This window comes from Jeongeupia naejangsanensis (genome assembly GCF_016865585.1).
GTDB classification, from domain to species: Bacteria; Pseudomonadota; Gammaproteobacteria; order Burkholderiales; family Chitinibacteraceae; genus Jeongeupia; species Jeongeupia naejangsanensis.
This window is the reverse complement of the sequence record NZ_JAESND010000002.1, coordinates 46,810-66,014: the sequence shown is the minus strand read 5'-3', so window position 1 is coordinate 66,014 and position 19,205 is coordinate 46,810. Positions and strand designations below refer to the sequence as shown.

Below are 19,205 nucleotides of genomic sequence, written 5' to 3'. Positions count from 1 at the left end.
GTTCCTTAATACGGACTGAGGCTGAGGAAGATCCGCTGCAGCCAGCCGGCCGAATTGGCATCGGCAATCGCGCCCTGCCCGACCTGCTCGATGCGCGCATCGGCGACACGGGTCGACGACACGACATTGCCGGTCTTGATGTCGAACGGATTGACCACGCCGGTGAAGCGCCAAGCGTTCTGGTAGCCGTTGACGGCGATCTGCTTCTCGCCGCCGACGATCAGGTTGCCGTTGGGCAGGACCTCGATCACCGTGACCGCGAGAATGCCCCGCAAGGTATTGCTGTTGTTGGTGGCGCCCTTGCCGGCAAAGGTATTGCCGCTCGACATGCTGACATTGGCGTCGAAGAACTTGCTCAGCGCATCCGGGAAGTAAGGCAGGTTGCCCGAGCCGCCGACCTTGGTACTGCCGTCGCGATTGGCGCTGCTGGTCGACGAATTGCTGGCGCTGAGGTTTTCCTCGATCTGGATCGTCAGGATGTCGCCGACGTAACGGGCGACGCGCTCCTCGAACAGCATCCGCGACGAGGTCGTCTGGAAAATCGCCCCGGGGTTCTGCTGCGTCGTCACCGGCGGCAACGGCCGGGCCGTCGTCGGGGACGAAACGATCTGGGGCTGCATCGATGCGCATGCCGACAACAACGCCGCCATGACCACTGCAAATACACGCGCGAGAGCCTTCACCTTGCTTCCTTTGATTACAGATTCGACAGGCGTTGCAGCATTTCGTCCGACGTCTTCACCGCGCGCGAATTGATCTCGTAAGCGCGCTGCGCCTCGATCAGGTTCACGAGTTCCTCGGTGACGTTGACGTTCGACGTTTCGACATAGCCCTGGTTGATCGCGCCGAGACCGTTGGTTCCCGGCTGGCCGATATTGGGCGCGCCCGATGCGGCGGTTTCCAGCATCAGGTTGTCGCCGACCGACTGCAGGCCGCCCTGATTGATGAAACTGGCCAGCTGGATGGTGCCTAGCTGCACCGGCGCCGACGTGGCATTGTTGATGACGGCCGAGACGGTGCCGTCCTTGCCGATGGTCACGCTGGTCGTGCCCTGCGGAATCTGCAGCGCAGGCTGGATCTGGTAACCGCTGGCGGTCACGACGTTGCCCTGATTGTCGACCTGGAACGAGCCGTCGCGGGTATAGGCGGTGTTGCCGTCGGGCAGCGAAATCTGGAAGAAACCCTGGCCATTGATTGCCATGTCCAGATTGCCGTCGGTGAGCTGCAGATTGCCCTGAGTAAAAATGCGCGCCGTGCCGACCGGCTTCACACCGGTGCCGAGCTGGAGACCGGTCGGCAGTTGCGTCTGCTGGCTGGTCGAAGCGCCGGGCTGCCGCAGGTTGACGTACAGCAGGTCTTCGAACACCGCGCGCTGACGCTTGAAGCCGTTGGTGTTGACGTTCGCCAGGTTGTTCGAGATGACGTCGACGTTCATCTGCATGGCGTCCATGCCGGTCTTGGCGGTCCAGAGCGAGCGAATCATGGCGTTTCCGTATTCTTATAAGGTTTGATCAGGCGTTGAACGCCATCACCTGCGCTGCGGCGCGGGCATTTTCATTGGCTTTCTGCAGCAGCTGGATCTGCGTGTCGTACTGACGCTGTGCTGCAATCATGTCGACCAGCTGGGTCACCGGATTGACGTTGCTGCCTTCGAGCATGCCGCCGGCCAGCTTCACGTCGGCCGAAGCCGGCGCGGTCTCGCCCGAACGCTGGCGGAACAGGCCGTCGCTACCGCGCTCGAGTCCGGCCACGGCCGGGTTGACGAGCTTGAGCCGGCCCAGATCGTTGTTCTGGGTCACGTCGTCCAGCGACACGCCGCTGATGGTGCCGTCCGGACCGATGGTGACCCGGGTGTTTTCCGGAATCGTGATCGGGCCGTTTTCGCCGAGCACCACCGCACCGCTGCGCGTCTTCAGCAGTCCGGCCGCGTCGATCTCGAAACTGCCGTTGCGTGTATACGCTTCACCGCTGCCCGTTTGCACCGCAAACCAGCCGTCGCCGTCGATGGCCGCATCCAGTTCTCGACCGGTCTGCATCATCGGCGCCGGCGTGAAATCGGAGCCGGTGGTCTGCTCGGTGACGAAAGCCCGCGTCGGCAGTGCACCACCGAGGACCGGCAGCGCGCGGAACGCCGCCAGCTCGGAGCGGAAGCCCGGCGTCTGCGAATTCGCCAGATTGTTCGAAATCGTGCTCTGGCGCAGCATCGTGTGCTTGGCGCCGGACATCGCGGTGTAGATCAGCCGATCCATGTTTGCCTATACCCTGCCGGCTTAGCCGAGGTTGACCAGCGTTTGCAGGATGGTGTCCTGCGCCGAAATCGTCTTCGCATTGGCCTGATAGTTGCGCTGCGCGGTGATCAGGTTGACGAGTTCGCCGGTCAGGTCGACGTTCGAATCCTCCAGCGCCGACGACTGCAGCCCGCCGAGATTGCTCGAACCCGGATCTCCGACGTTGGCCGCACCCGATGCGAAGGTCTCGCCCCAGCGGTTGTCGCCCAGCGGTTGCAGGCCCTGGGAATTGGCGAAGTTCGCCAGCACGACCTGACCGATCACCTTGGTCTGGCTGTTCGAATACGAGCCGACGATGATGCCGGACTTGTCGACGCTGATGCCGGTCAGCGTGCCGTCGGCGTAGCCGTCCTGCGTATAGGTCGCGCCGAAGGCACTGCCGAACTGGGTGCTCTTGGCGAACGACACCGGGAAGGTGAACGGGCTGGTTGCGCCGTTCGGTGCCGCCAGCGTGGTCGTGAAATTGAAGCCTGCGGCATTGGTCGTCGGATTCGACGTCGTGTCGAGCTTGCCGTTGCCGTCGAAATACAGATAGGCCTGCGCCGGCGGCGTGCCGGTACCCATCGCCGGGGTCGGGTTGGCGCCGTCGAACGAGGTCTGCACTTCCCACTGGTTCGGCGCGGTCTTGGTGAAATAGAACGTCAGCGAATGGCGCACGCCCTGCGCGTCGTAAACACTGGCGGTCGTCGCATCGGAATAGGTGCTCGGGTCCTGCACGTTGAGCGGACCGACGCCGGTCGGGGGCGCCGTGCGGTCGATGACGGGCTTGGAACCGTCGAGGTTGGTGATCATTGCCAGCCCGGCATTGGCCAGACCCGAAGCACCGGTCGCGCTGGCGCCGACGTTGCCGACGGTCAGCTGCAACGGTTGCGGCACGCCGCCCTTGTTCAGCAGGCCGCTGCGCGCATCCACCGGCCAGCCGGTCAGACGCTGGTTGCCGTTGACGATGTAGCCGTTGCGGTCGAGCTGGAACTGGCCGTTACGGGAGTAGCTGACGCTGCCGTTGGGGTCGACCACACGATAAAAGCCGTTGCCGGTGATCGCCAGATCGAGCGGATTGCTGGTGGTGCTGATGTTGCCCTGGCCGAACTGCTGCGCGACGCTGTCGAGCCGCGCGCCAATGCCGGCCAGCGTGCCCGAATTGGCGAAGGTCGCCGCGTAGATGTCGGCGAACTCGGCGCGCGACCCCTTGAAACCGACCGTGCTGGCGTTGGCAATGTTGTTGCCGATGACGTCGAGGCTCTTCGACGACGCATTCAGACCGCTCAAACCTTGTTGGAAACCCATTTCTGCCTCCGGCGGCCGGTGTAGACCCGGCCCGTACTGTGTGTTGTTGGTAGCGAATCAGCGCAGCTGTGCGATGTCGGCGAAATCGATGACCTTGCCGCTGGCCAGCTGGACCTTCGGACCGCTGGAGGAGAAGGTCACGCTGTCTACTTTCTGCCAACCGAAAACATCGATCTGCTGCGTCTTTCCACCCAGTTCGGTGGAGGCGCTCACGAAGTAATTGCCGGCCGGCGCATTGGAGCCATCGGCCAGCTTGCCGTCCCAGCTCACGTTGGTGTAACCGGTTTGCGAGGCACCGACATCGACGGTGTCGACGAGGTTGCCGGCGGAATCGAGAATGGACAGCTTTGTACCCGTGTGCCCGGTCGGCAGGACGACGCCCAGCTGGAAGCCGTCCTTGCCGCTGTAGTTGCTGATTTCCTTGATCGGCGCCATCACGTCCTTGCCGACCACCGACACCGCCTGCAGGCTTTGCGACCCGGCCATGCCCGCCATCATTTGCGTCATGGTCGTATTCAACTGCTGGATGCCGGTAACCGTATTGATCTGCGCCATCTGCGACGTGGTCTGGGCGTTGTCCATCGGGTTCATCGGATCCTGATTCTGCATCTGGGTGATCAGCAGCTTCAGGAAGCTCTGCTGCATGTCGGCAGCGCTGTCCTTGGCCTTGCTGGCCTTGGCGTTGAGCGTGCTGTAGTCGAAACCACTGGTGGCGTTGACGGCGGACATGGTGGGCTCTCCGGTACGGATTAGACTTGGCCGAGCTGCAGCGTGCGCTGCAGCAGGGTCTTGGCGGTATTCATCACGTCGGCACTGGTCTGGTACGAACGTGATGCGGAAATCATGTTGGTCATTTCTTCGACGACGTTGACGTTGGGCATGGCCACGTAGCCGTTGGCGTCGGCCAGCGGATTGGCCGGCTCGTACACCAGCTTCGGCGGCGCCGGATCTTCGATCACGCCGGCCACGCGCACGCCCGGTGTGCTGGCGCTGCCACCGGGCAGCGGTGCAACCTGGAACACGACCTGACGCGCGCGATACGGCTGGCCGTTCGAGCTGGTTGCCGATTCGGCATTGGCAAGATTGCTCGCCACGGCGTTGAGGCGCTGCGATTGCGCTTTCATCGACGAGGCGGCGATATCGAAAACCTGAAACAGCGACATGGCGGGCCTTATTGATTGCTCAGGGCGGTTTTGATCGACGAAATCCGGCTCTGCATGAACGTCAGCGCCGCCTGGTAACGCAGCGTGTTGTCGGCGAACTGGCTCATCTCGTTGTCCATCTCGACCGTGTTGCCGTCGATGGCGCCCTGCGCCGGAACACGGTAGCCAAGCTGCGGCGCCAGCGGATCGGACGCGCCAGCCGGCTGCAGGTGGCGCGGATCGGTCTGCACCATTGCAGCGGAAGGCACCTGCTGCGCATTGCCCATGGCCGCCTTGAACGCAGCGCCGAAATCGAAGTCGCGCGCCTTGTAGTTCGGCGTGTCGACGTTGGCGATGTTCGCCGCCAGCACCTGCTGCCGCTCGCTGCGGAGCCGGAGCGCGGTTTCCTGCGGTTTGAAGTAATCGTCGATGCGTCCGAGCATGGGTTCAGCCGGTTGTTCAATCACGGTTTCCTGATAAAGCAGAAAGCGTGCCACCACCTGGCGCGAACAAAAACAAGGCCCGGCGCTGGGGCCGGGCCTGTCTGGCAAACGGACGGCGGCAAGTTTTGCCGCCCTGCTGCCGGGCTGATCCACCGTCGGTGGCGCCCGGTTGCCGCGTCAGTGCAGTTTGCGCTGCGGGCAGGTATCGCACGGGTTGGTGGCACAGTGGCCGAGCTTGTCCAGCGTCTGCGACAGCGAGCACACCGAGCGGCGGCAGGCGACGAAGCGGATGTTCTCTTCGTTCGCCATGTCGCGGTAATGGCGCATGACGTTGTGGCCGAGGAAGTCGGTGAACAGGATGATCAGGTCGACGCCCTTGAGGCTGGCCGGCTTGCGCTGGTGCGCGGCATGACGACCCGAGACGTGCTTGTGGATGGTGATGCCGTAACGGTTGAGCAGATCCGGAATGTTGCCGAGCACATCGGCACCGACCAGGTAAGCGTTCATGGGGTTTTCTTCCTTGTATGATGATATGCGCCCGGCTTTTGCCGCCGGTGGAATGCATTCAAACATAAATGAGATTCATTATCAATAATGTTTCTCGATGCCGCTCGCATGCCTCCTGACGAACGGCAGCCTCTACAACTGACCTCACGACACCGCCATGCGCCTGATTACCCTGATCTTCCTGTTCTGCCTGTCGTTGCTGGCCCACGCCGGCGATGCCTCGGCACCCGCCTCGTCACCACCGGCGGCGGCAGCAGCGGCCAGTGCGGACGTCGTGCCGCTGGTGCTCAACAACCGCACCATCGTCGTTTTCCGGGGCAACCTGCTCGGCTCGACACCGCAGCAGCGCAAGGACGCGGCCGAGAAGCGCATCCGCCGGCTGGTCGGTGACGCGACGCCGCTGAAGCTGTCGGTCCGCACCAATGACGAAGGCGGCTCGCTGATGTACGACGGCAATCCGCTGTTCTTCATCAGTACCGCCGACGTCGACACGCTGGCCGGCGAGACGCTGCATGGCGATCTGGAGAACGCGAAACAGGAGCTGACCGATCTCTTCACCGACATGCGCGGCTTCGACAAGCCGCAGGAATGGCTGGTCGCCATCGCCAAAGCCGTCGCCGCGACGCTGATGTTCGCCTTCGCACTGTGGCTGCTGGGGCGCCTGTGGCAGCTGTGGAGCCGGCTGGTCCGCTTCGTGCTCGGCCAGATCATCCAGAAGCTCAAGCACATGCGCAGCGTGGTCCCGGTCCGGCTGATCAAGCTGGGCCTGCGTCTGCTCGGCTACCTGATCTTCTGGCCCAGCGCGCTCAGCATCGCCTACGTGTGGATGTCTTTCGTCCTGCGTTGCTTCCCGTACACGCGGATCTGGGGCGAGCAGCTCGACGCGGCAATGCTGGGACTGGCCAGCCAGTTCGCCATCGCCATCCTGTCGGCGCTGCCCAGCCTCGCGGTTGTCGTGCTGATCCTGCTGCTGACGCGCTGGTTCGTCCGCGGCATCAACTACCTGTTCGTTCAGGTCGAGTCGGGCCGGGTCCAGCTCGGCTTCTTCGACGCCGACACCGCCGCAACGACGCGCAAGCTGCTGTCGGTCGCCGCCTGGCTGTTCGCCGTGGCAATGATCTATCCCTACCTGCCCGGCGCGAATACCGACGCGTTCAAGGGCCTCAGTGTCATCGTCGGCCTGATGGTGTCGCTGGGTGCATCCAGCGTCGTCGGCCAGTTCGCCTCGGGACTGATCCTGATTTATTCGCGCTCGATCAAGGTCGGCGAATACGTGCAGATCGGCGACGAGGAAGGCACGGTGATGGAAATCGGCATGTTCGCCACCAAGGTCCACACCAACCTGCGCGAAGAAGTCAGCATTCCGAACTCGGTGCTGGTCAGCCAGAGCGTGAAGAACTTCTCGCGACTGGCCCGTGGCGGCGGTGTGATCTGCAAGATCGTCGTGACCATCGGCTACGACACGCCATGGCGCCAGGTCCACGCGATGCTGCTCGAAGCCGCCCGCCGCACCGCAGGCCTGCGCCAGGATCCGCCGTCGGTGGTCTACCAGACCGCGCTGTCGGATTTCTACGTCGAATACCACCTGCGCTTCGCCCTCGACGAGCCGCGCTTGCGCTTGCAGATCCTCTCCGAGCTCAACGGCAACGTGCAGGACGTGTTCAACGAATACGGCGTGCAGATCATGTCGCCGAACTATGAAGACGATCCGCACACGCCGAAGCTGGTCAAGCCGGAAGACTTCTACCTCGCGCCGGCCAAGCGTCCCGACGCCCCCTGAACATGAACCCCATCAAGGTCGACCGCGCCCGCGTTCACACGCTCGAGGACTTGCCTAACATCGGCAAGGCCTGTGCGGCCGACCTGCGGCTGATCGGCATCACCGCGCCGGCGATGCTGGTCGGGCGCGATCCGTACGAACTCTATGACCTGCTGTGTGTTGCGACGGCCATGCGGCAGGATCCGTGCATGATCGACGTGCTCGTCTCCGTCGTCCGTTTCATGGATGGCGAGCCGCCACAACCATGGTGGGCGTATACCGCCGAGCGCAAAGCCCGGGAGGCGGCACGGCACCATCAATCGGCACGGTAATCAGGGCATCGTCCGCTACCGCCATACTGGGTGTCATCAAACCGACGCAGGTGATGATGATGGACGAGCGAAAACCGATTTTCCTGAATCCGGGCGAAGGCCGTCATTACGCAATGGGCCGCATCGGGGCCGTGTTCAAGGCCGACGGTACAGAGACGGGCGATGGCTATTCGATTTCAGAATGGTGACTGGAACCGCATACCCGCGGCCCGGGCGCGCATCACCATGACGAAGACGATGTGTTCTTCGTCATCGAAGGCACGATGTCCTTCCTGCTGGGCGACGACTGGCGCGACGCGCCCAAGGGGAGTTTCGTGCTGGCGCCCGGTGGTGTGCAGCACGACTTCGAGAACCGCAGCGACGCGCGTGCCGGTGTGCTCAACCTGTCGTTTCCGGGCGGCTTCGAGCAGCACATGCCGGCGATCGTCGACTGGTTTGCCGCCAGCCCGCCCGGCGACACCCGAGGCTGACCTCAATCGAAGATCAACACCACCTTGCCAAGGTTACGGTTCTGCGCGACGTAGTCGTGCGCGGCCTGCGCATCGCTGGCAGCGAACACGCGGTCGAGCGACGGCTTGAGCGCCCCGCTGGCGATGTCCGGCACAACGTGCTCGGCAACGGCCGCAGCCGTTCTCGCCTTGGCGTCGAGCGTCTGGCTGCGCAGTGCCGAACCCTGCACGCGCTGGCGCTTGACCAGCAGCAGGCCGACGTTGAGCTCGGCCTTGGTACCGCGCAGCAGGCCGATGACGATGATGCTGCCGTCGCGGTTCAGACACTGCTGGTCGCGGCCGAGGTAATCGCCGCCGACGGTTTCGAGGATCAGGTCGGCGCCGCCGGCAGCCTTCACCACGTCGACGAAGTCCTCGTCGTGATAGTGGATCACCCGGTCGGCGCCCAGCGTCGTGCACCACGCCCCCTTCTCGACGCTGCCGACCGTGGTCAGCACCTCGGCACCAAGGCGCTTGCCGAGCTGGATCGCTGCGGCACCGATGCCGCTGGCTCCTGCGTGCACCAGCAGACGCTGCCCCGCACGCAGCCCGCCCAGCTCGACCAGATTGAGCCAGACGGTCATCCAGACTTCGGGCAGGCTGGCCGCTTCGGCCCAACCCAGCGCGGCAGGCTTTGCGATGGCCAGTGCGGCATCGAGCACGCAGTACTCGGCATACGCGCCCCCCGGTACCAGACCGAAGACGGCGTCGCCAAGGGCAAACCCGCTGACGCCCTCGCCCGTTGCCACCACCTCGCCGGCGATTTCCAGCCCGAGCACGGCCGATTCACCGGGTGGTGGCGGATAGTGGCCGGCGGCCTGAATCAGATCGGCGCGGTTGATTCCGGCTGCACGGACACGGACCAGCAACTGGCCGGGGCCGGCCACCGGTCGTGGCAGCTCGCCCCAGACGAGGCGCGGATAGGCATCGGGCAATACGGCTTGCATCGTGTCGGTCATGATCCCGCTCTGCTCAGGTTTCGGAAATCCCCGCCAGCTGCTCCTGCACACTCTGGTGCGGCAGCGCGAGGTATTCCTTCGATTGCATTTCGGTCAGTCGGCTGGCGGTGCGGAAGAACTCGCTCGCCTGCGTGCCTTCGGTATACAGGTCGTCGACGCCGACCGCGGCCGACAGGATCAGCTTGACGCGATGGTCGTAAAGCACGTCGACCAGCCACGTCAGCCGCCGCGCCTGATTCGATGTCGCCGGACCGAGCTTCGGGATGTTGGCGACGATCACCGTGTGGAAACGCCGCGCCAGTTCGAGGTAGTCGGCCTGCGCGCGACCATCGCCGCACAGCACCGCAAAATCGAACCAGACCACGCCGTTGGCATGGCGCAGCGCGGCAATCTTGCGGCCTTCGATCGTCAGCGTTTTCGACAGCGGTGCGCCGACTGCAACGGCATCGAAGATCGCCGCCAGTTCGGCGTCGGCATCGGTACCCGCCGGGCTCAGGTAGGTGCGCGCTTTCGACAGCGTGCGCATCCGGTAGTCGTTGCCCGAGTCGATATTGAGCACGTCGAGTTTTTCTTTGAGCAACGCGATCGTCGGCAGGAAGTTGGCGCGCTGCAGGCCGTTTGGATACAGGCCGTCCGGCGCGTAGTTGCTGGTCGCGATCAGCACCACGCCGCGCGCGAACAGTCCTTCCATCAGCCGGCCGAGGATCATCGCGTCGGCAATGTCCGAGACGTGGAATTCGTCGAAGCACAACACCCGCACCGCTTTGGCCCATTTGGCGGCCACGCCGGCCATCGGATCATCGGTACCGGCCTGCTTTTTCAGTTCGGCATGGACTTCCTGCATGAACTGGTGAAAGTGCAGCCGCTTCTTTCGCTTGTACGGCAGGCTGGCAAAGAACGCATCCATCAGGAAGCTCTTGCCACGGCCGACGCCGCCCCAGAACCACAATCCGCGCGGCAGCGCCGGTTGCGGCAGCAGCGATTTGCCCAGAAAGCGCCCGCGCTTCCGTTTGAACTCGACCAGCTCGTGCCACAGCGTATCGAGCCGGGCAATGGCCGCGGCCTGCGCGCCGTCGGCGATGAAGCCTTCCTGCCCCTTGAGGCTGTCGTACCAGGCTTGCGGGCTCTGTCCTTCCTGCGGCGGGGCGATCACGTGTTGCGACATGCGAAAAACCAGATGACGGCAAAGCGGCAATTATGACCGATCGGAAAGCAAAAAGCGCCGCCCGGAGGCGGCGCTCTTCGCGCAAGCGGATGCTGGACGCATCTCGATCTCGATTACAGGGCTGCTGCTTCTTCAGCCAGGTACTTGGCGACGCCGGCAGCGTCAGCCTTCATGCCCTTCTTGCCCTTGTTCCAGCCAGCCGGGCAGACTTCGCCGTGCTCTTCGGTGAACTGCAGGGCGTCGATCACGCGCAGCATTTCGTCGATGTCGCGACCCAGCGGCAGGTTGTTGACGACCTGGTGCTGAACCACGCCGGCCTTGTCGATCAGGAAGGAACCGCGCAGTGCAACGCCGGCACCAGCCAGTTCGACGTCGTATGCCTGGCAGATTTCGTGCTTGATGTCGGCGACGAGGGTGTAGCCGACCTGGCCGATACCGCCCTTTTCAACCGGGGTGTTGCGCCATGCGCTGTGGGTGAAGGCGCTGTCGATCGACACGCCGATCACTTCAACGTTGCGCTTCTTGAACTCTTCCAGACGGTTGTCGAAGGCGATCAGTTCGGACGGGCAGACGAAGGTGAAGTCCAGCGGGTAGAAGAACACGACGGCGTACTTGCCTTCGGTGGCCTTCTTGAAGTTGAAGTTGTCGTCGATCTGGCCATTGCCGAGCACGGCAGAGGCGTTGAAGTCCGGAGCGTTTTTGCCAACGAGTACGGCCATGGAAGTTCTCCTGAATCGGTTTGAAAAAATCGCGTAAAAGATAGTCGCTGCGGCGAGTTGCTGTCCAATCGGCATTGTTGATGCAACCGATAGGCAGTCTCTATCAACCAGCGAATCACGCCCCAGTATACCTAACGCAGCATGTCACGCGCGTGAAGCACCAGTGCGCTCGGCTCGGCCTGCGTGCTGGCGGCTTGCTGCTGCCCTGTCGCAGCCGCGGTGGCGGTTCCCTGCCGCCAGTCGCGCCCGGCGTCGACGACCAGCCAGCCCAGATTCAATGCCGCGGCCTGCGCCTGCTCGGCACCGTCGCCCCGATCCAGCAGCGCGACAAAACGGGTCCGGCCGGCCGACACCCATTGCAGCAGCGGCAGGTCGGTATCACTGTCACCGAACGCCAGTACCGGCCGGCGGCCGATCGCACGCTCGACGGCCACCGGCTTGGCCGCGCCGGTCAGGACGGTCTCGAATGCAGGGCTGCGTACGATGGTGGCACTGCCCCCCTGCAAGGCCAGCCTGGCCTTCAGCGTGCTGGCAACCACCTGCTCCGGCGGGACGCCGTAGACTCGCTCGGCCCACGGGCGCACGAAGCCGCTGTCGCCACTCGACACGATCCAGACCCTGAAACCGCTGGTGCGCAGATAGGCCATCAACTCGCGCACCTGCGCATAGCCCTGCGCGGCGCTGCGATTGGCCGGCTCGGCCAGCCAGCGCTGCACCCGCGCGGTCAGCGCATCGACGTTGCCGTCGTGCGTTGCTGCGATCAGCGCCTGCGCGTCGGCAGCACTTTTCACCGGCTGGCCGGCCAGAACGGTGCTGAACGGCGCCGTTTTGGCCCACTCCGGCCGCTGCGGTGCCAGCCGTTTGACCTCGTCAACGGCAAACGCCAGTTCGGCGCTGCTGGCATACAGTAGCGGCTCGTCGACATCGAACACCGCAACGCGCGCCTCGGGCGGCAGGTAGTCGGGCGTTTTTTCCTTGCTGATGCGCGCAACGAAACCGGTGATCGCCGTCTTGCTGGCGCCCTCCTGCCACGATGGCAACGGATCGGCATGGGCGGTTGCGGCGACGAACATCAGGATGGCAAGCAGGCGGGACATGGCGGACTCCATGGCGGGGACTCCGTCCAGCTTAGAGCGGCGCATCGCAGGCTGCCGGCTCCATGCGCCGGAACCGGTCAACGCGCACGCCGTTTGAAAACGCGACTTGCGGACAAACCCCGACTACCGCTTGCCGTGCCCCGGCGCTAGGCTCAAAATTCAAACAGTCTTTTGAAACAGTCTTCGCCGCACTACCGGAGCCGACATGACCGCCTACCCCCACCTGCTCGCCCCGCTCGATCTGGGCTTCACCACGCTGAAAAACCGCGTGCTGATGGGCTCGATGCACACCGGGCTCGAAGAAGCACCGGACGGCCCCGAGCGGCTGGCCGCGTTCTATGCCGAACGCGCCCGTGGTGGCGTCGCGCTGATCGTCACCGGCGGTATTGCGCCGAATCCGGCTGGGCGCATCTATCCGGACGCGGCCATGCTCGCCAGCGACGCCGACATCGCCCGTCACCTGCCGGTGACCCAAGCGGTGCACGCGGCCGGCGGCAAGATCGCGCTGCAGATCCTCCACGCGGGCCGCTACGGCTATCACCCGGACGCGGTCAGTGCCTCGGCCATTGCCTCTCCGATCTCGCCGTACACGCCACGCGAACTGAGCCACGACGACATCCTGCAGACCATCGCCGACTTCGCCAACACCGCGAGGCTGGCGCGCGAGGCCGGCTACGACGGCGTCGAGATCATGGGCAGCGAGGGTTATCTGATCAATCAGTTCCTCGTCGAACGCGTCAACCACCGCGGTGATGACTGGGGCGGCACGTTCGAAAACAGGATGCGCCTCGCGGTTGAAGTCACCCGCGCCGTGCGCGCCGCTGTCGGCGCCGACTTCATCGTCATCTTCCGGCTGTCCCTGCTCGATCTGGTGCCGCAGGGCGGCACCTTCGACGAAGCCGTCCGGCTTGCCAAGGCGCTCGAAGCCGCCGGCGTGACGCTGATCAACACCGGCATCGGCTGGCACGAAGCGCGCGTCCCGACCATCGCCCAGGCGGTGCCACGCGGTGGTTTCGGCTGGGTGACCGCCGCGCTGAAGCCGCACGTGAACGTACCGCTGGTCGCAGTCAACCGCATCAACACGCCCGACGTCGCCGAAGCGGTGCTGAATAGCGGCGCCGACATGGTCTCGCTGGCGCGGCCGATGCTTGCCGACGCCGACTTCGTCGCCAAGGCCGCGCGCAACGCCGCCGACGAAATCAATACCTGTATCGCCTGTAACCAGGCTTGCCTCGACCACGCGTTCGAAGGCAAGCCGGCCAGCTGCCTCGTCAACCCGCGCGCCGGGCGCGAGACGGTGTTCGTGATCAAGCCCACAGTTGCGAAGCAGCGCGTCGCCGTTGTCGGTGCCGGCCCGGCCGGCCTGTCTGCCGCGCTGACCGCCGCGCAGTGCGGCCATGCGGTAACGTTGTTCGAAGCGTCCGATGCGATCGGCGGCCAGTTCCGCCTCGCCAGCCACGTGCCGGGCAAGGAAGAATTCCGCGAAACGCTGCGCTACTTCAGCCGCCAGCTCGAACTCGCCAAGGTTGCGATCCGGCTGAATTCGCCGGTCACCGCTGCCGATCTGGCCGGACATTTCGACCACGTGATCGTCGCCACCGGCGTCAAACCGCGCATCCCCGAGATCGCCGGCGTCGATCACCCGAAGGCCGTCGCGTATCCGGACCTGCTGTCGGGCAAGGTCGCACCGCAAGGCCGTGTTGCCATCGTCGGTGCCGGCGGCATCGGCGTCGACACGGCGGTCTTCCTGTCCGAAACCGATCATCGCGGTGACGAGATCGGCGACTACCGCAAGGACTGGGGTATCGACGGAACGCTGACGCAGGCCGGCGGACTGACCCCCGCACACGCCACGCCATCACCACGCGAAATCTGGCTATTGCAACGCCGAAAGGGCCGTCCGGGCAGTGGCCCCGGCAAGACCACCGGCTGGGTGCACCGGCTGGAACTGCAGCACCGTGGTGTCCACCTGCTCGGGGAAGTCGAATACGTACGGATCAACGACGAAGGCCTGACGATCCGCCACGGCGGCAAGGAGGAAACGCTGCCGGCCGATCAGGTCGTGATTTGCGCCGGACAGGAGTCGGTGAACGCGCTGTATGACGAACTGCTCGCCCGTGGTGTCAGCACCTTCCGGATTGGTGGTGCCGAGAAGGCCGGCGAACTCGACGCCAAGCGGGCGATCGAGGACGGCATGAGGGTCGCACTGGCGCTATAGACGACAAAACGGGCCGCAACGCGGCCCGTTCTGGACAATGCAAGGCAAAGGCCGGACCGGTCCCTCAACCGGTCCAACCTGCTACCTTTTTACCCCAGATCCAGCGGGACGAAAATCTGTGCGTCGTCGCGCTGTACCAGCAGTGCAACATGCTTGCCCGCCTTGGCGGCCAGGCTGCGCAGCTGCTCGACCGAATTCACCGGCGTGCCGTTCAGCGCCAGCACCACATCACCGGCCTGGATACCGGCCTTGGCGGCCGGGCCGCTGGCCTGACCGACGACTAGGCCGCTGCCGATGCCGCTTTCGGTTTTTTCCTGCGCCGTCAGCGGTCGGACCGACAGACCGAGCTTGGCCTGTCCCTGATCCTGCGGCGCCTGTGCCACCTTGGCATCCTTGACCGCGTCGATCTTCACCGGCAGGACCTTCTCCTTGCCGTCACGCCAGATCGTCATCGGCACCGTCTCGCCCGGCTTCACGTTCGCCACCAACGGCGGCAGATCGCCCGACGAGGCAATTTGCGTGTCGCCGAATTTGAGCACGATGTCGCCCGGCTTCAGCCCGGCCTTGGCACCCGAGCCGCCCGGATTGACGCCGCTGATCAGCGCACCGTTCGGCGACTTGAGCCCGAACGAATCGGCCAACGACTGATCGACGTTCTGCACCATCACGCCGAGCTGGCCGCGAACGACCTTGCCGTGGGTCAGGATCTGCTGCTCGACCTGCTTGACCACGTCGATCGGAATCGAGAACGACAAGCCCTGGAAACCGCCCGAACGGCTGTAGATCTGCGAATTGATCGCGATCACCTCGCCAGCCGCATTGAACAGCGGCCCGCCCGAGTTGCCCGGATTGATCGCCACGTCGGTCTGGATGAACGGCACGTAGCTTTCGTCCGGCAGGCTGCGCGATTTGGCCGAGACAATGCCGGCGGTCACCGAGTTTTCGAAGCCGTAGGGCGACCCGATCGCCAGCACCCAGTCACCGACACGCGACGCTGCCGGATCACCGAGCTTCACCGTCGGCAGATCCTTGGCATCGATGCGCAGTACGGCGACGTCGGTCGGCTTGTCGACGCCGATCACCTTGGCCTTGAACTCGCGCTTGTCGGTCAGCTTGACCGTGACCTCGCTGGCGCCGTCGACGACGTGTGCATTGGTCAGGATCAGGCCGTCCGAGCCGACAATGAAGCCCGAACCAAGGCCGCGGGTCACTTGCGGCCGCTGCGGCTGCATCGGCACGCCGAAGCGGCGGAAGAACTCATAGAACGGATCGTTCGGATCCAGCGCCGGCGCGCCTTGTTGCACGTCGGCGGTCTTGGTCATGCCGGTGGTACTGATGTTGACCACCGCCGGCCCGTAACGGGTAACGATGTCGTTGAAACTGGGCAAACCTGCCGCTGCAGGTGCAGGCAAAGTTGGGGAAGCCTGTGCGGCCACAAGCGGTGCCGAGGGCGCGGCTGCCGCCACGGGCAAGGCACGGCTGCTGATCGCCCCGACCGCGCCACCAAGCGCCGCCGCGACGACGAGCGCACTCAACTTGGGCCACCAGGTTTTTGCTTGGGTCTGCTGCATTGTGCGTGCTCCGCTGGGTTGGGACAGGCTTACCTTAGCGCAGCACAACTTAAAGAAAACTTAAGGCCGGCAGCGCCCCCGTCCCGACAGGCCGATCGCGATCCGCAATCCCGCCGGATCATGTGCACCGGCATCAAGACCTCCTCCTTCTGCACGATTGCAGCCCCTGCGGGGCAACCGGCCGAGACGGCCGGAATCGGCCCACCTCATCACCCGGTCGGGCGTATGAAACCGGCTGTCGGCTTTGCACCGTGCGCAGCGACGGCACAACGCGTTTTTGCGGTAGAAACGCACGAAATCAAAATCAAGACAGATATGAGACATATTTGGAAAAACAGATAAAATAACCAGCAACAATCAAGAAAGAATTAACAAGCAAAAAAGTAAGCATGATTCTCAATCTCTCGATCCTGATCGGTCTGGCCGTGCTTTGGCTGGGCCTGCTTGGTTTTGCCATTCCGTTCAACGCCGGTGCGATGTCCGCCCCATCGCTGTTCGGACTCCTCGTCTTGCCGCCGCTGGTGTTCGCGCTGGGCATCGTGCTCTGGCGTGCCTGGCGAACCAAGCGTGAAGCAGCCCGGCAAGAAGCCGAGATCGACGCCCAGGCCAAGGCACAGACCGACCGGGTCGCGCAGGCCCGTCAGGCGCATGATGCCGAGCTACTCGAACGGCAGCACTTTGCCGAATGCCGGGCCATCTGGGCGAATGTCGTTGCAGGCGAAATGCCGCCATGGTGCGATACCGCCCCGCCGCAAGCCCTGTGGATGCAGGGTGCGCCGATGACCGACGTCACCGACCGGACCGCTGCCATTGCCGATGCGCTGAGCGAAACGCTGGCCACCGCCATCACGGAGACCCCCGCGCTGGCCTGGTTGCCACTGTACGTCCAGCCAGGCCAGGGGCAGGATGGCCGGGCCTTGCTGGAACAGATCAAGCTCTCGTTCAACGATGCGCTGAAAGAAGCCGGCCACGATGCAGCGACCGGCACGACCTGCAAGTTCCTGCCGGGCAACGGCAGCATCAACGACCGGGTGATCGCACTGTTGCGCAATGACCCGACGCAGCCGGGGCTGCTGCTGCTGGCGTGCGATTCGCCGCTGGCCGAGCAGCCAGACGACGACGAGTTCGAGCCGCTCGACCCGCAGCAGGCCGAAATGCAGCGCTGGCAAGGCAAACCGGGGCAGGCCGTGGTCCTGCAACTGTTCACGCGCGCCGGCCTGACCGCACCAGCCGACGTGGACAACCTGCAATCGGACGGGGCAGATCCGTACCAGCCTTACTGGGAACGCGATCACGGCAAAAAGGATGATGCCTCCGGCTGGGGACGCGTTCCGGCGCAATGGCGCCCCGGCCTGATCGAGCTGGCGCCGATCGCCCGCATCCACCTGAGTCGCGAACTCTACAGCGATGAAGCCCTGCCCAAGGGCAACAAGCTCAGCCAGCAATTGCGTGGCACCGTCGAAGGCGCACTGATCAACGCCGGCTTGCGGCCACTGCCGTTCGACCCCGCCGAGGCCGGTGACGACCAGAGTCATACGCTTGCGTGGCTGGCGCACAACTGCGGCGGTGTCGACGTCGGTGGCCAGCGGCTGGCGGCGGTCGCCACGGTACTCAGCTATTTCGAGTCCGAACTCAATCCGATCAACGATGCCAGCAACGTCGTCACCGAGTTCGGCGATGTAGGCGGCGCCCGCGGTGCCCTGCTCAACGCCATTGCCATCACCCAGGCAGCGCAGCTGCAGCAACCGGTCCTGATCGCCGAATTCGACGGTGACACACAGATCGTCAGCAGCATCGTCAGCCACGCCCTTCCCGAGGAACACACCGCATGAAGAAAGTCATCCGGCTCGGCGATCCGACCAGCCATGGCGGCTCGGTCGTCAGCGCCTCGCCCAACGCCAAGGCCATGGGCAAGGCAATTGCCCGGCTCGGCGATTCGGTCTCCTGCCCCGAAAAGGGGCACGGCAGCGTCACCATTGTCGAAGGCGATCCAAACTGGCTGATCGACGGCAAACCGGTCGCGCTTGAAGGCCACAAGACCAGCTGCGGCGCAGCGCTGATCTCGACCGTCCCCAATGTCGCCAAGGGCTGACCCCCTTCACGGAACCGAACCATCATGGACAACAATCACCACGCCCGGCTCGAACTGCTGCTCGCGCCGATTTCCGCCGACCATCCTGCCGGCGAAGACCTCGGCTACTCGTCGCTGTTCGACACCATCCGCGAAGCGCGGCGCGCCGACGACCCCAGCCTTGATCTGGGCGAATGGGAGTCGAGCCGCAAGAGTGCCGAGTGGGGCAAGGTCCGCCAGCTGTGCGATGACGCACTCGCGACCAAGAGCAAGGACCTGCAACTGGCGGTCTGGCTGGCCGAGGCGCTGACCAAAACCGAGGGCTTCGGCGGCACCGCCTTCAGCCTCGATCTGATTGGCGGACTGCTGTCCAGATTCTGGGACACGCTCTACCCGGAGCTGGATCCGGATGATCTGGACGAACGCGTCGGCAAGCTCGAATGGCTGAACAATCAGCTGGGGCTGGCGCTGCGCCAGGTCGCACTGGTTTCGCCCCAGCACGGCGCTTACGACTGGTACCGCTGGCAGGAGTCACGCGAGGTCGAAAACATCGGCCTGCGCGATCAGGACGCACGGGCCCGGGCGATTGCCGAAGGCAAACTGGCCGGCGACGTGTTCGACAAGGCCGTCAATGCCAGCGGTGCGCCATGGTTTGCGCGCCTGGTCGGTGACATCGAAACCGCGCAAACCGCCTACAGCACCCTCGACAAGCAGCTGGACGAACGTTTCGGCTACAACGCCCCGAGTCTGGCCGGCGTGCGTGACGCATTGGCGGCCATCAGTGACGTTGCCAAACGCCTGCTCGAACAGTGTGGCGGCACCGTCGTCGCGCCGGCAGCGACAGCCGCTGCGGCACCGCCATCCACCGCCGAAATCGCCCCCTTCGTCCCTCCGACCGCGAGTACGCCGATGAACGCGCAACAAGCCGCAGTAAACCACGGCCCGGTTACGACCCGCGCCGACGCCGTGCGCCAGCTGCGCGAAGTCGCCCGCTACTTCCGCACCAACGAACCGCACAGCCCGGTCGCCCTGCTGGCCGAACGTGCCGCCAAGTGGGCGGAAATGCCGCTGGAGGAATGGCTGAAGACGGTGATCAAGGACGATTCGACGCTGGGTCAGTTGAAGGAATTGCTGGATATCCGCCGCGACGACTAAACAG

21 protein-coding genes are annotated in these 19,205 nt (G+C 64.5%); 8 read left to right on the top strand and 13 right to left on the bottom strand.

The window, feature by feature from the left end:
• Window positions 1–5: 5 nt before the first annotated feature.
• From JMJ54_RS05445 to JMJ54_RS05410, 8 genes are all read right to left on the bottom strand, one after another.
• Window positions 6–620, bottom strand: a complete 615-nt coding sequence (locus tag JMJ54_RS05445) for a flagellar basal body L-ring protein FlgH (RefSeq protein WP_238999914.1) — start codon at window positions 618–620, stop codon at window positions 6–8.
• A gap of 77 nt (window positions 621–697) precedes the next feature.
• A complete protein-coding gene (flgG, locus tag JMJ54_RS05440; RefSeq protein WP_203536948.1) occupies window positions 698–1,483 on the bottom strand; it encodes a flagellar basal-body rod protein FlgG in 786 nt (261 codons plus the stop codon).
• Window positions 1,484–1,511: 28 nt separating this feature from the next.
• Window positions 1,512–2,249: a flagellar basal-body rod protein FlgF gene (gene flgF / locus JMJ54_RS05435; protein WP_203536947.1), complete on the bottom strand. Its 738-nt coding sequence runs from the start codon at window positions 2,247–2,249 to the stop codon at window positions 1,512–1,514.
• Window positions 2,250–2,270: 21 nt separating this feature from the next.
• The gene (flgE, locus tag JMJ54_RS05430) at window positions 2,271–3,575 is read right to left on the bottom strand and encodes a flagellar hook protein FlgE (RefSeq protein WP_203536946.1); all 1,305 of its coding nucleotides are present in this window, start codon (window positions 3,573–3,575) and stop codon (window positions 2,271–2,273) included.
• Window positions 3,576–3,632: 57 nt separating this feature from the next.
• Complete coding sequence (locus JMJ54_RS05425; RefSeq protein ID WP_203536945.1) at window positions 3,633–4,304, bottom strand: flagellar hook assembly protein FlgD; 672 nt, start codon at window positions 4,302–4,304, stop codon at window positions 3,633–3,635.
• A gap of 20 nt (window positions 4,305–4,324) precedes the next feature.
• Window positions 4,325–4,738: a flagellar basal body rod protein FlgC gene (gene flgC, locus JMJ54_RS05420; RefSeq protein ID WP_203536944.1), complete on the bottom strand. Its 414-nt coding sequence runs from the start codon at window positions 4,736–4,738 to the stop codon at window positions 4,325–4,327.
• 8 nt (window positions 4,739–4,746) lie between these two features.
• Window positions 4,747–5,160 carry a flagellar basal body rod protein FlgB gene (gene flgB / locus JMJ54_RS05415; RefSeq protein ID WP_203536943.1) on the bottom strand — a complete coding sequence of 138 codons (414 nt, stop codon included), beginning with the start codon at window positions 5,158–5,160 and terminating at the stop codon, window positions 4,747–4,749.
• Between the two features lie 177 nt (window positions 5,161–5,337).
• Entirely contained in the window at window positions 5,338–5,667 is a 330-nt protein-coding gene (locus JMJ54_RS05410) for a DUF2325 domain-containing protein (RefSeq protein ID WP_203536942.1), read from the bottom strand.
• A gap of 157 nt (window positions 5,668–5,824) precedes the next feature.
• On the opposite strand from JMJ54_RS05410, the gene JMJ54_RS05405 reads away from it, so the two are divergent.
• The 4 genes from JMJ54_RS05405 to JMJ54_RS05395 are packed head-to-tail and all read left to right on the top strand — an operon-like array spanning window position 5,825 to window position 8,228.
• Complete coding sequence (locus JMJ54_RS05405; RefSeq protein WP_203536941.1) at window positions 5,825–7,447, top strand: mechanosensitive ion channel family protein; 1,623 nt, start codon at window positions 5,825–5,827, stop codon at window positions 7,445–7,447.
• A gap of 2 nt (window positions 7,448–7,449) precedes the next feature.
• On the top strand, window positions 7,450–7,758 hold the full coding sequence (locus JMJ54_RS05400) for a helix-hairpin-helix domain-containing protein (RefSeq protein WP_203536940.1): 309 nt from the start codon (window positions 7,450–7,452) through the stop codon (window positions 7,756–7,758).
• 59 nt (window positions 7,759–7,817) lie between these two features.
• Window positions 7,818–7,946: a cupin domain-containing protein gene (locus JMJ54_RS19395; RefSeq protein WP_275411065.1), complete on the top strand. Its 129-nt coding sequence runs from the start codon at window positions 7,818–7,820 to the stop codon at window positions 7,944–7,946.
• Window positions 7,947–8,228: a cupin domain-containing protein gene (locus tag JMJ54_RS05395; protein ID WP_203537455.1), complete on the top strand. Its 282-nt coding sequence runs from the start codon at window positions 7,947–7,949 to the stop codon at window positions 8,226–8,228.
• 2 nt (window positions 8,229–8,230) lie between these two features.
• Here the strand turns inward: JMJ54_RS05395 and JMJ54_RS05390 are convergent, their stop codons facing one another.
• The 4 genes from JMJ54_RS05390 to JMJ54_RS05375 all read right to left on the bottom strand — a co-directional run bounded on the left by JMJ54_RS05390 (window position 8,231) and on the right by JMJ54_RS05375 (window position 12,186).
• Window positions 8,231–9,205 (bottom strand): NAD(P)H-quinone oxidoreductase, encoded by a 975-nt coding sequence (locus JMJ54_RS05390; RefSeq protein WP_238999913.1) that lies wholly within the window; start codon window positions 9,203–9,205, stop codon window positions 8,231–8,233.
• A 13-nt stretch (window positions 9,206–9,218) separates the two neighbouring features.
• Window positions 9,219–10,370 carry a cell division protein ZapE gene (zapE, locus tag JMJ54_RS05385; protein WP_203536939.1) on the bottom strand — a complete coding sequence of 384 codons (1,152 nt, stop codon included), beginning with the start codon at window positions 10,368–10,370 and terminating at the stop codon, window positions 9,219–9,221.
• Window positions 10,371–10,483: 113 nt separating this feature from the next.
• Complete coding sequence (locus JMJ54_RS05380; protein WP_189458592.1) at window positions 10,484–11,089, bottom strand: peroxiredoxin; 606 nt, start codon at window positions 11,087–11,089, stop codon at window positions 10,484–10,486.
• Window positions 11,090–11,220: 131 nt separating this feature from the next.
• Window positions 11,221–12,186, bottom strand: coding sequence for an HAD family hydrolase (locus tag JMJ54_RS05375; protein ID WP_203536938.1), 966 nt, complete (start codon window positions 12,184–12,186; stop codon window positions 11,221–11,223).
• A 205-nt stretch (window positions 12,187–12,391) separates the two neighbouring features.
• On the opposite strand from JMJ54_RS05375, the gene JMJ54_RS05370 reads away from it, so the two are divergent.
• The gene (locus tag JMJ54_RS05370; protein ID WP_203536937.1) at window positions 12,392–14,404 is read left to right on the top strand and encodes an NADPH-dependent 2,4-dienoyl-CoA reductase; all 2,013 of its coding nucleotides are present in this window, start codon (window positions 12,392–12,394) and stop codon (window positions 14,402–14,404) included.
• An 89-nt stretch (window positions 14,405–14,493) separates the two neighbouring features.
• On the opposite strand, the gene JMJ54_RS05365 is transcribed toward JMJ54_RS05370, so the two are convergent.
• Window positions 14,494–15,975 (bottom strand): DegQ family serine endoprotease, encoded by a 1,482-nt coding sequence (locus JMJ54_RS05365; protein ID WP_203536936.1) that lies wholly within the window; start codon window positions 15,973–15,975, stop codon window positions 14,494–14,496.
• Between the two features lie 389 nt (window positions 15,976–16,364).
• Between JMJ54_RS05365 and JMJ54_RS05360 the strand changes: the two genes are divergently transcribed.
• Genes JMJ54_RS05360 through tssA form a run of 3 tightly spaced genes read left to right on the top strand, consistent with a single transcriptional unit; the run spans window position 16,365 to window position 19,201 of the window.
• Window positions 16,365–17,807 (top strand): hypothetical protein, encoded by a 1,443-nt coding sequence (locus JMJ54_RS05360; protein ID WP_203536935.1) that lies wholly within the window; start codon window positions 16,365–16,367, stop codon window positions 17,805–17,807.
• Window positions 17,804–18,067 carry a PAAR domain-containing protein gene (locus tag JMJ54_RS05355; RefSeq protein ID WP_203536934.1) on the top strand — a complete coding sequence of 88 codons (264 nt, stop codon included), beginning with the start codon at window positions 17,804–17,806 and terminating at the stop codon, window positions 18,065–18,067. The genes JMJ54_RS05360 and JMJ54_RS05355 overlap by 4 nt, the downstream gene beginning before the upstream one ends.
• Window positions 18,068–18,091: 24 nt before the next feature.
• Window positions 18,092–19,201, top strand: a complete 1,110-nt coding sequence (gene tssA / locus JMJ54_RS05350; RefSeq protein ID WP_203536933.1) for a type VI secretion system protein TssA — start codon at window positions 18,092–18,094, stop codon at window positions 19,199–19,201.
• The last annotated feature ends 4 nt before the right edge of the window (window positions 19,202–19,205 follow it).

What these genes read in the sequence shown, in the direction of transcription:
- JMJ54_RS05445 (WP_238999914.1), bottom strand. Translation starts at nt 620, where the DNA reads ATGCAGCCCCAGATCGTTTCGTCCCCGACGACGGCCCGGCCGTTGCCG.
- flgG (WP_203536948.1), bottom strand. Translation starts at nt 1,483, where the DNA reads ATGATTCGCTCGCTCTGGACCGCCAAGACCGGCATGGACGCCATGCAG.
- flgF (WP_203536947.1), bottom strand. Translation starts at nt 2,249, where the DNA reads ATGGATCGGCTGATCTACACCGCGATGTCCGGCGCCAAGCACACGATG.
- flgE (WP_203536946.1), bottom strand. Translation starts at nt 3,575, where the DNA reads ATGGGTTTCCAACAAGGTTTGAGCGGTCTGAATGCGTCGTCGAAGAGC.
- JMJ54_RS05425 (WP_203536945.1), bottom strand. Translation starts at nt 4,304, where the DNA reads ATGTCCGCCGTCAACGCCACCAGTGGTTTCGACTACAGCACGCTCAAC.
- flgC (WP_203536944.1), bottom strand. Translation starts at nt 4,738, where the DNA reads ATGTCGCTGTTTCAGGTTTTCGATATCGCCGCCTCGTCGATGAAAGCG.
- flgB (WP_203536943.1), bottom strand. Translation starts at nt 5,160, where the DNA reads ATGCTCGGACGCATCGACGATTACTTCAAACCGCAGGAAACCGCGCTC.
- JMJ54_RS05410 (WP_203536942.1), bottom strand. Translation starts at nt 5,667, where the DNA reads ATGAACGCTTACCTGGTCGGTGCCGATGTGCTCGGCAACATTCCGGAT.
- JMJ54_RS05405 (WP_203536941.1), top strand. Translation starts at nt 5,825, where the DNA reads ATGCGCCTGATTACCCTGATCTTCCTGTTCTGCCTGTCGTTGCTGGCC.
- JMJ54_RS05400 (WP_203536940.1), top strand. Translation starts at nt 7,450, where the DNA reads ATGAACCCCATCAAGGTCGACCGCGCCCGCGTTCACACGCTCGAGGAC.
- JMJ54_RS19395 (WP_275411065.1), top strand. Translation starts at nt 7,818, where the DNA reads ATGGACGAGCGAAAACCGATTTTCCTGAATCCGGGCGAAGGCCGTCAT.
- JMJ54_RS05390 (WP_238999913.1), bottom strand. Translation starts at nt 9,205, where the DNA reads ATGACCGACACGATGCAAGCCGTATTGCCCGATGCCTATCCGCGCCTC.
- zapE (WP_203536939.1), bottom strand. Translation starts at nt 10,370, where the DNA reads ATGTCGCAACACGTGATCGCCCCGCCGCAGGAAGGACAGAGCCCGCAA.
- JMJ54_RS05380 (WP_189458592.1), bottom strand. Translation starts at nt 11,089, where the DNA reads ATGGCCGTACTCGTTGGCAAAAACGCTCCGGACTTCAACGCCTCTGCC.
- JMJ54_RS05375 (WP_203536938.1), bottom strand. Translation starts at nt 12,186, where the DNA reads ATGTCCCGCCTGCTTGCCATCCTGATGTTCGTCGCCGCAACCGCCCAT.
- JMJ54_RS05370 (WP_203536937.1), top strand. Translation starts at nt 12,392, where the DNA reads ATGACCGCCTACCCCCACCTGCTCGCCCCGCTCGATCTGGGCTTCACC.
- JMJ54_RS05365 (WP_203536936.1), bottom strand. Translation starts at nt 15,975, where the DNA reads ATGCAGCAGACCCAAGCAAAAACCTGGTGGCCCAAGTTGAGTGCGCTC.
- JMJ54_RS05360 (WP_203536935.1), top strand. Translation starts at nt 16,365, where the DNA reads ATGATTCTCAATCTCTCGATCCTGATCGGTCTGGCCGTGCTTTGGCTG.
- JMJ54_RS05355 (WP_203536934.1), top strand. Translation starts at nt 17,804, where the DNA reads ATGAAGAAAGTCATCCGGCTCGGCGATCCGACCAGCCATGGCGGCTCG.
- tssA (WP_203536933.1), top strand. Translation starts at nt 18,092, where the DNA reads ATGGACAACAATCACCACGCCCGGCTCGAACTGCTGCTCGCGCCGATT.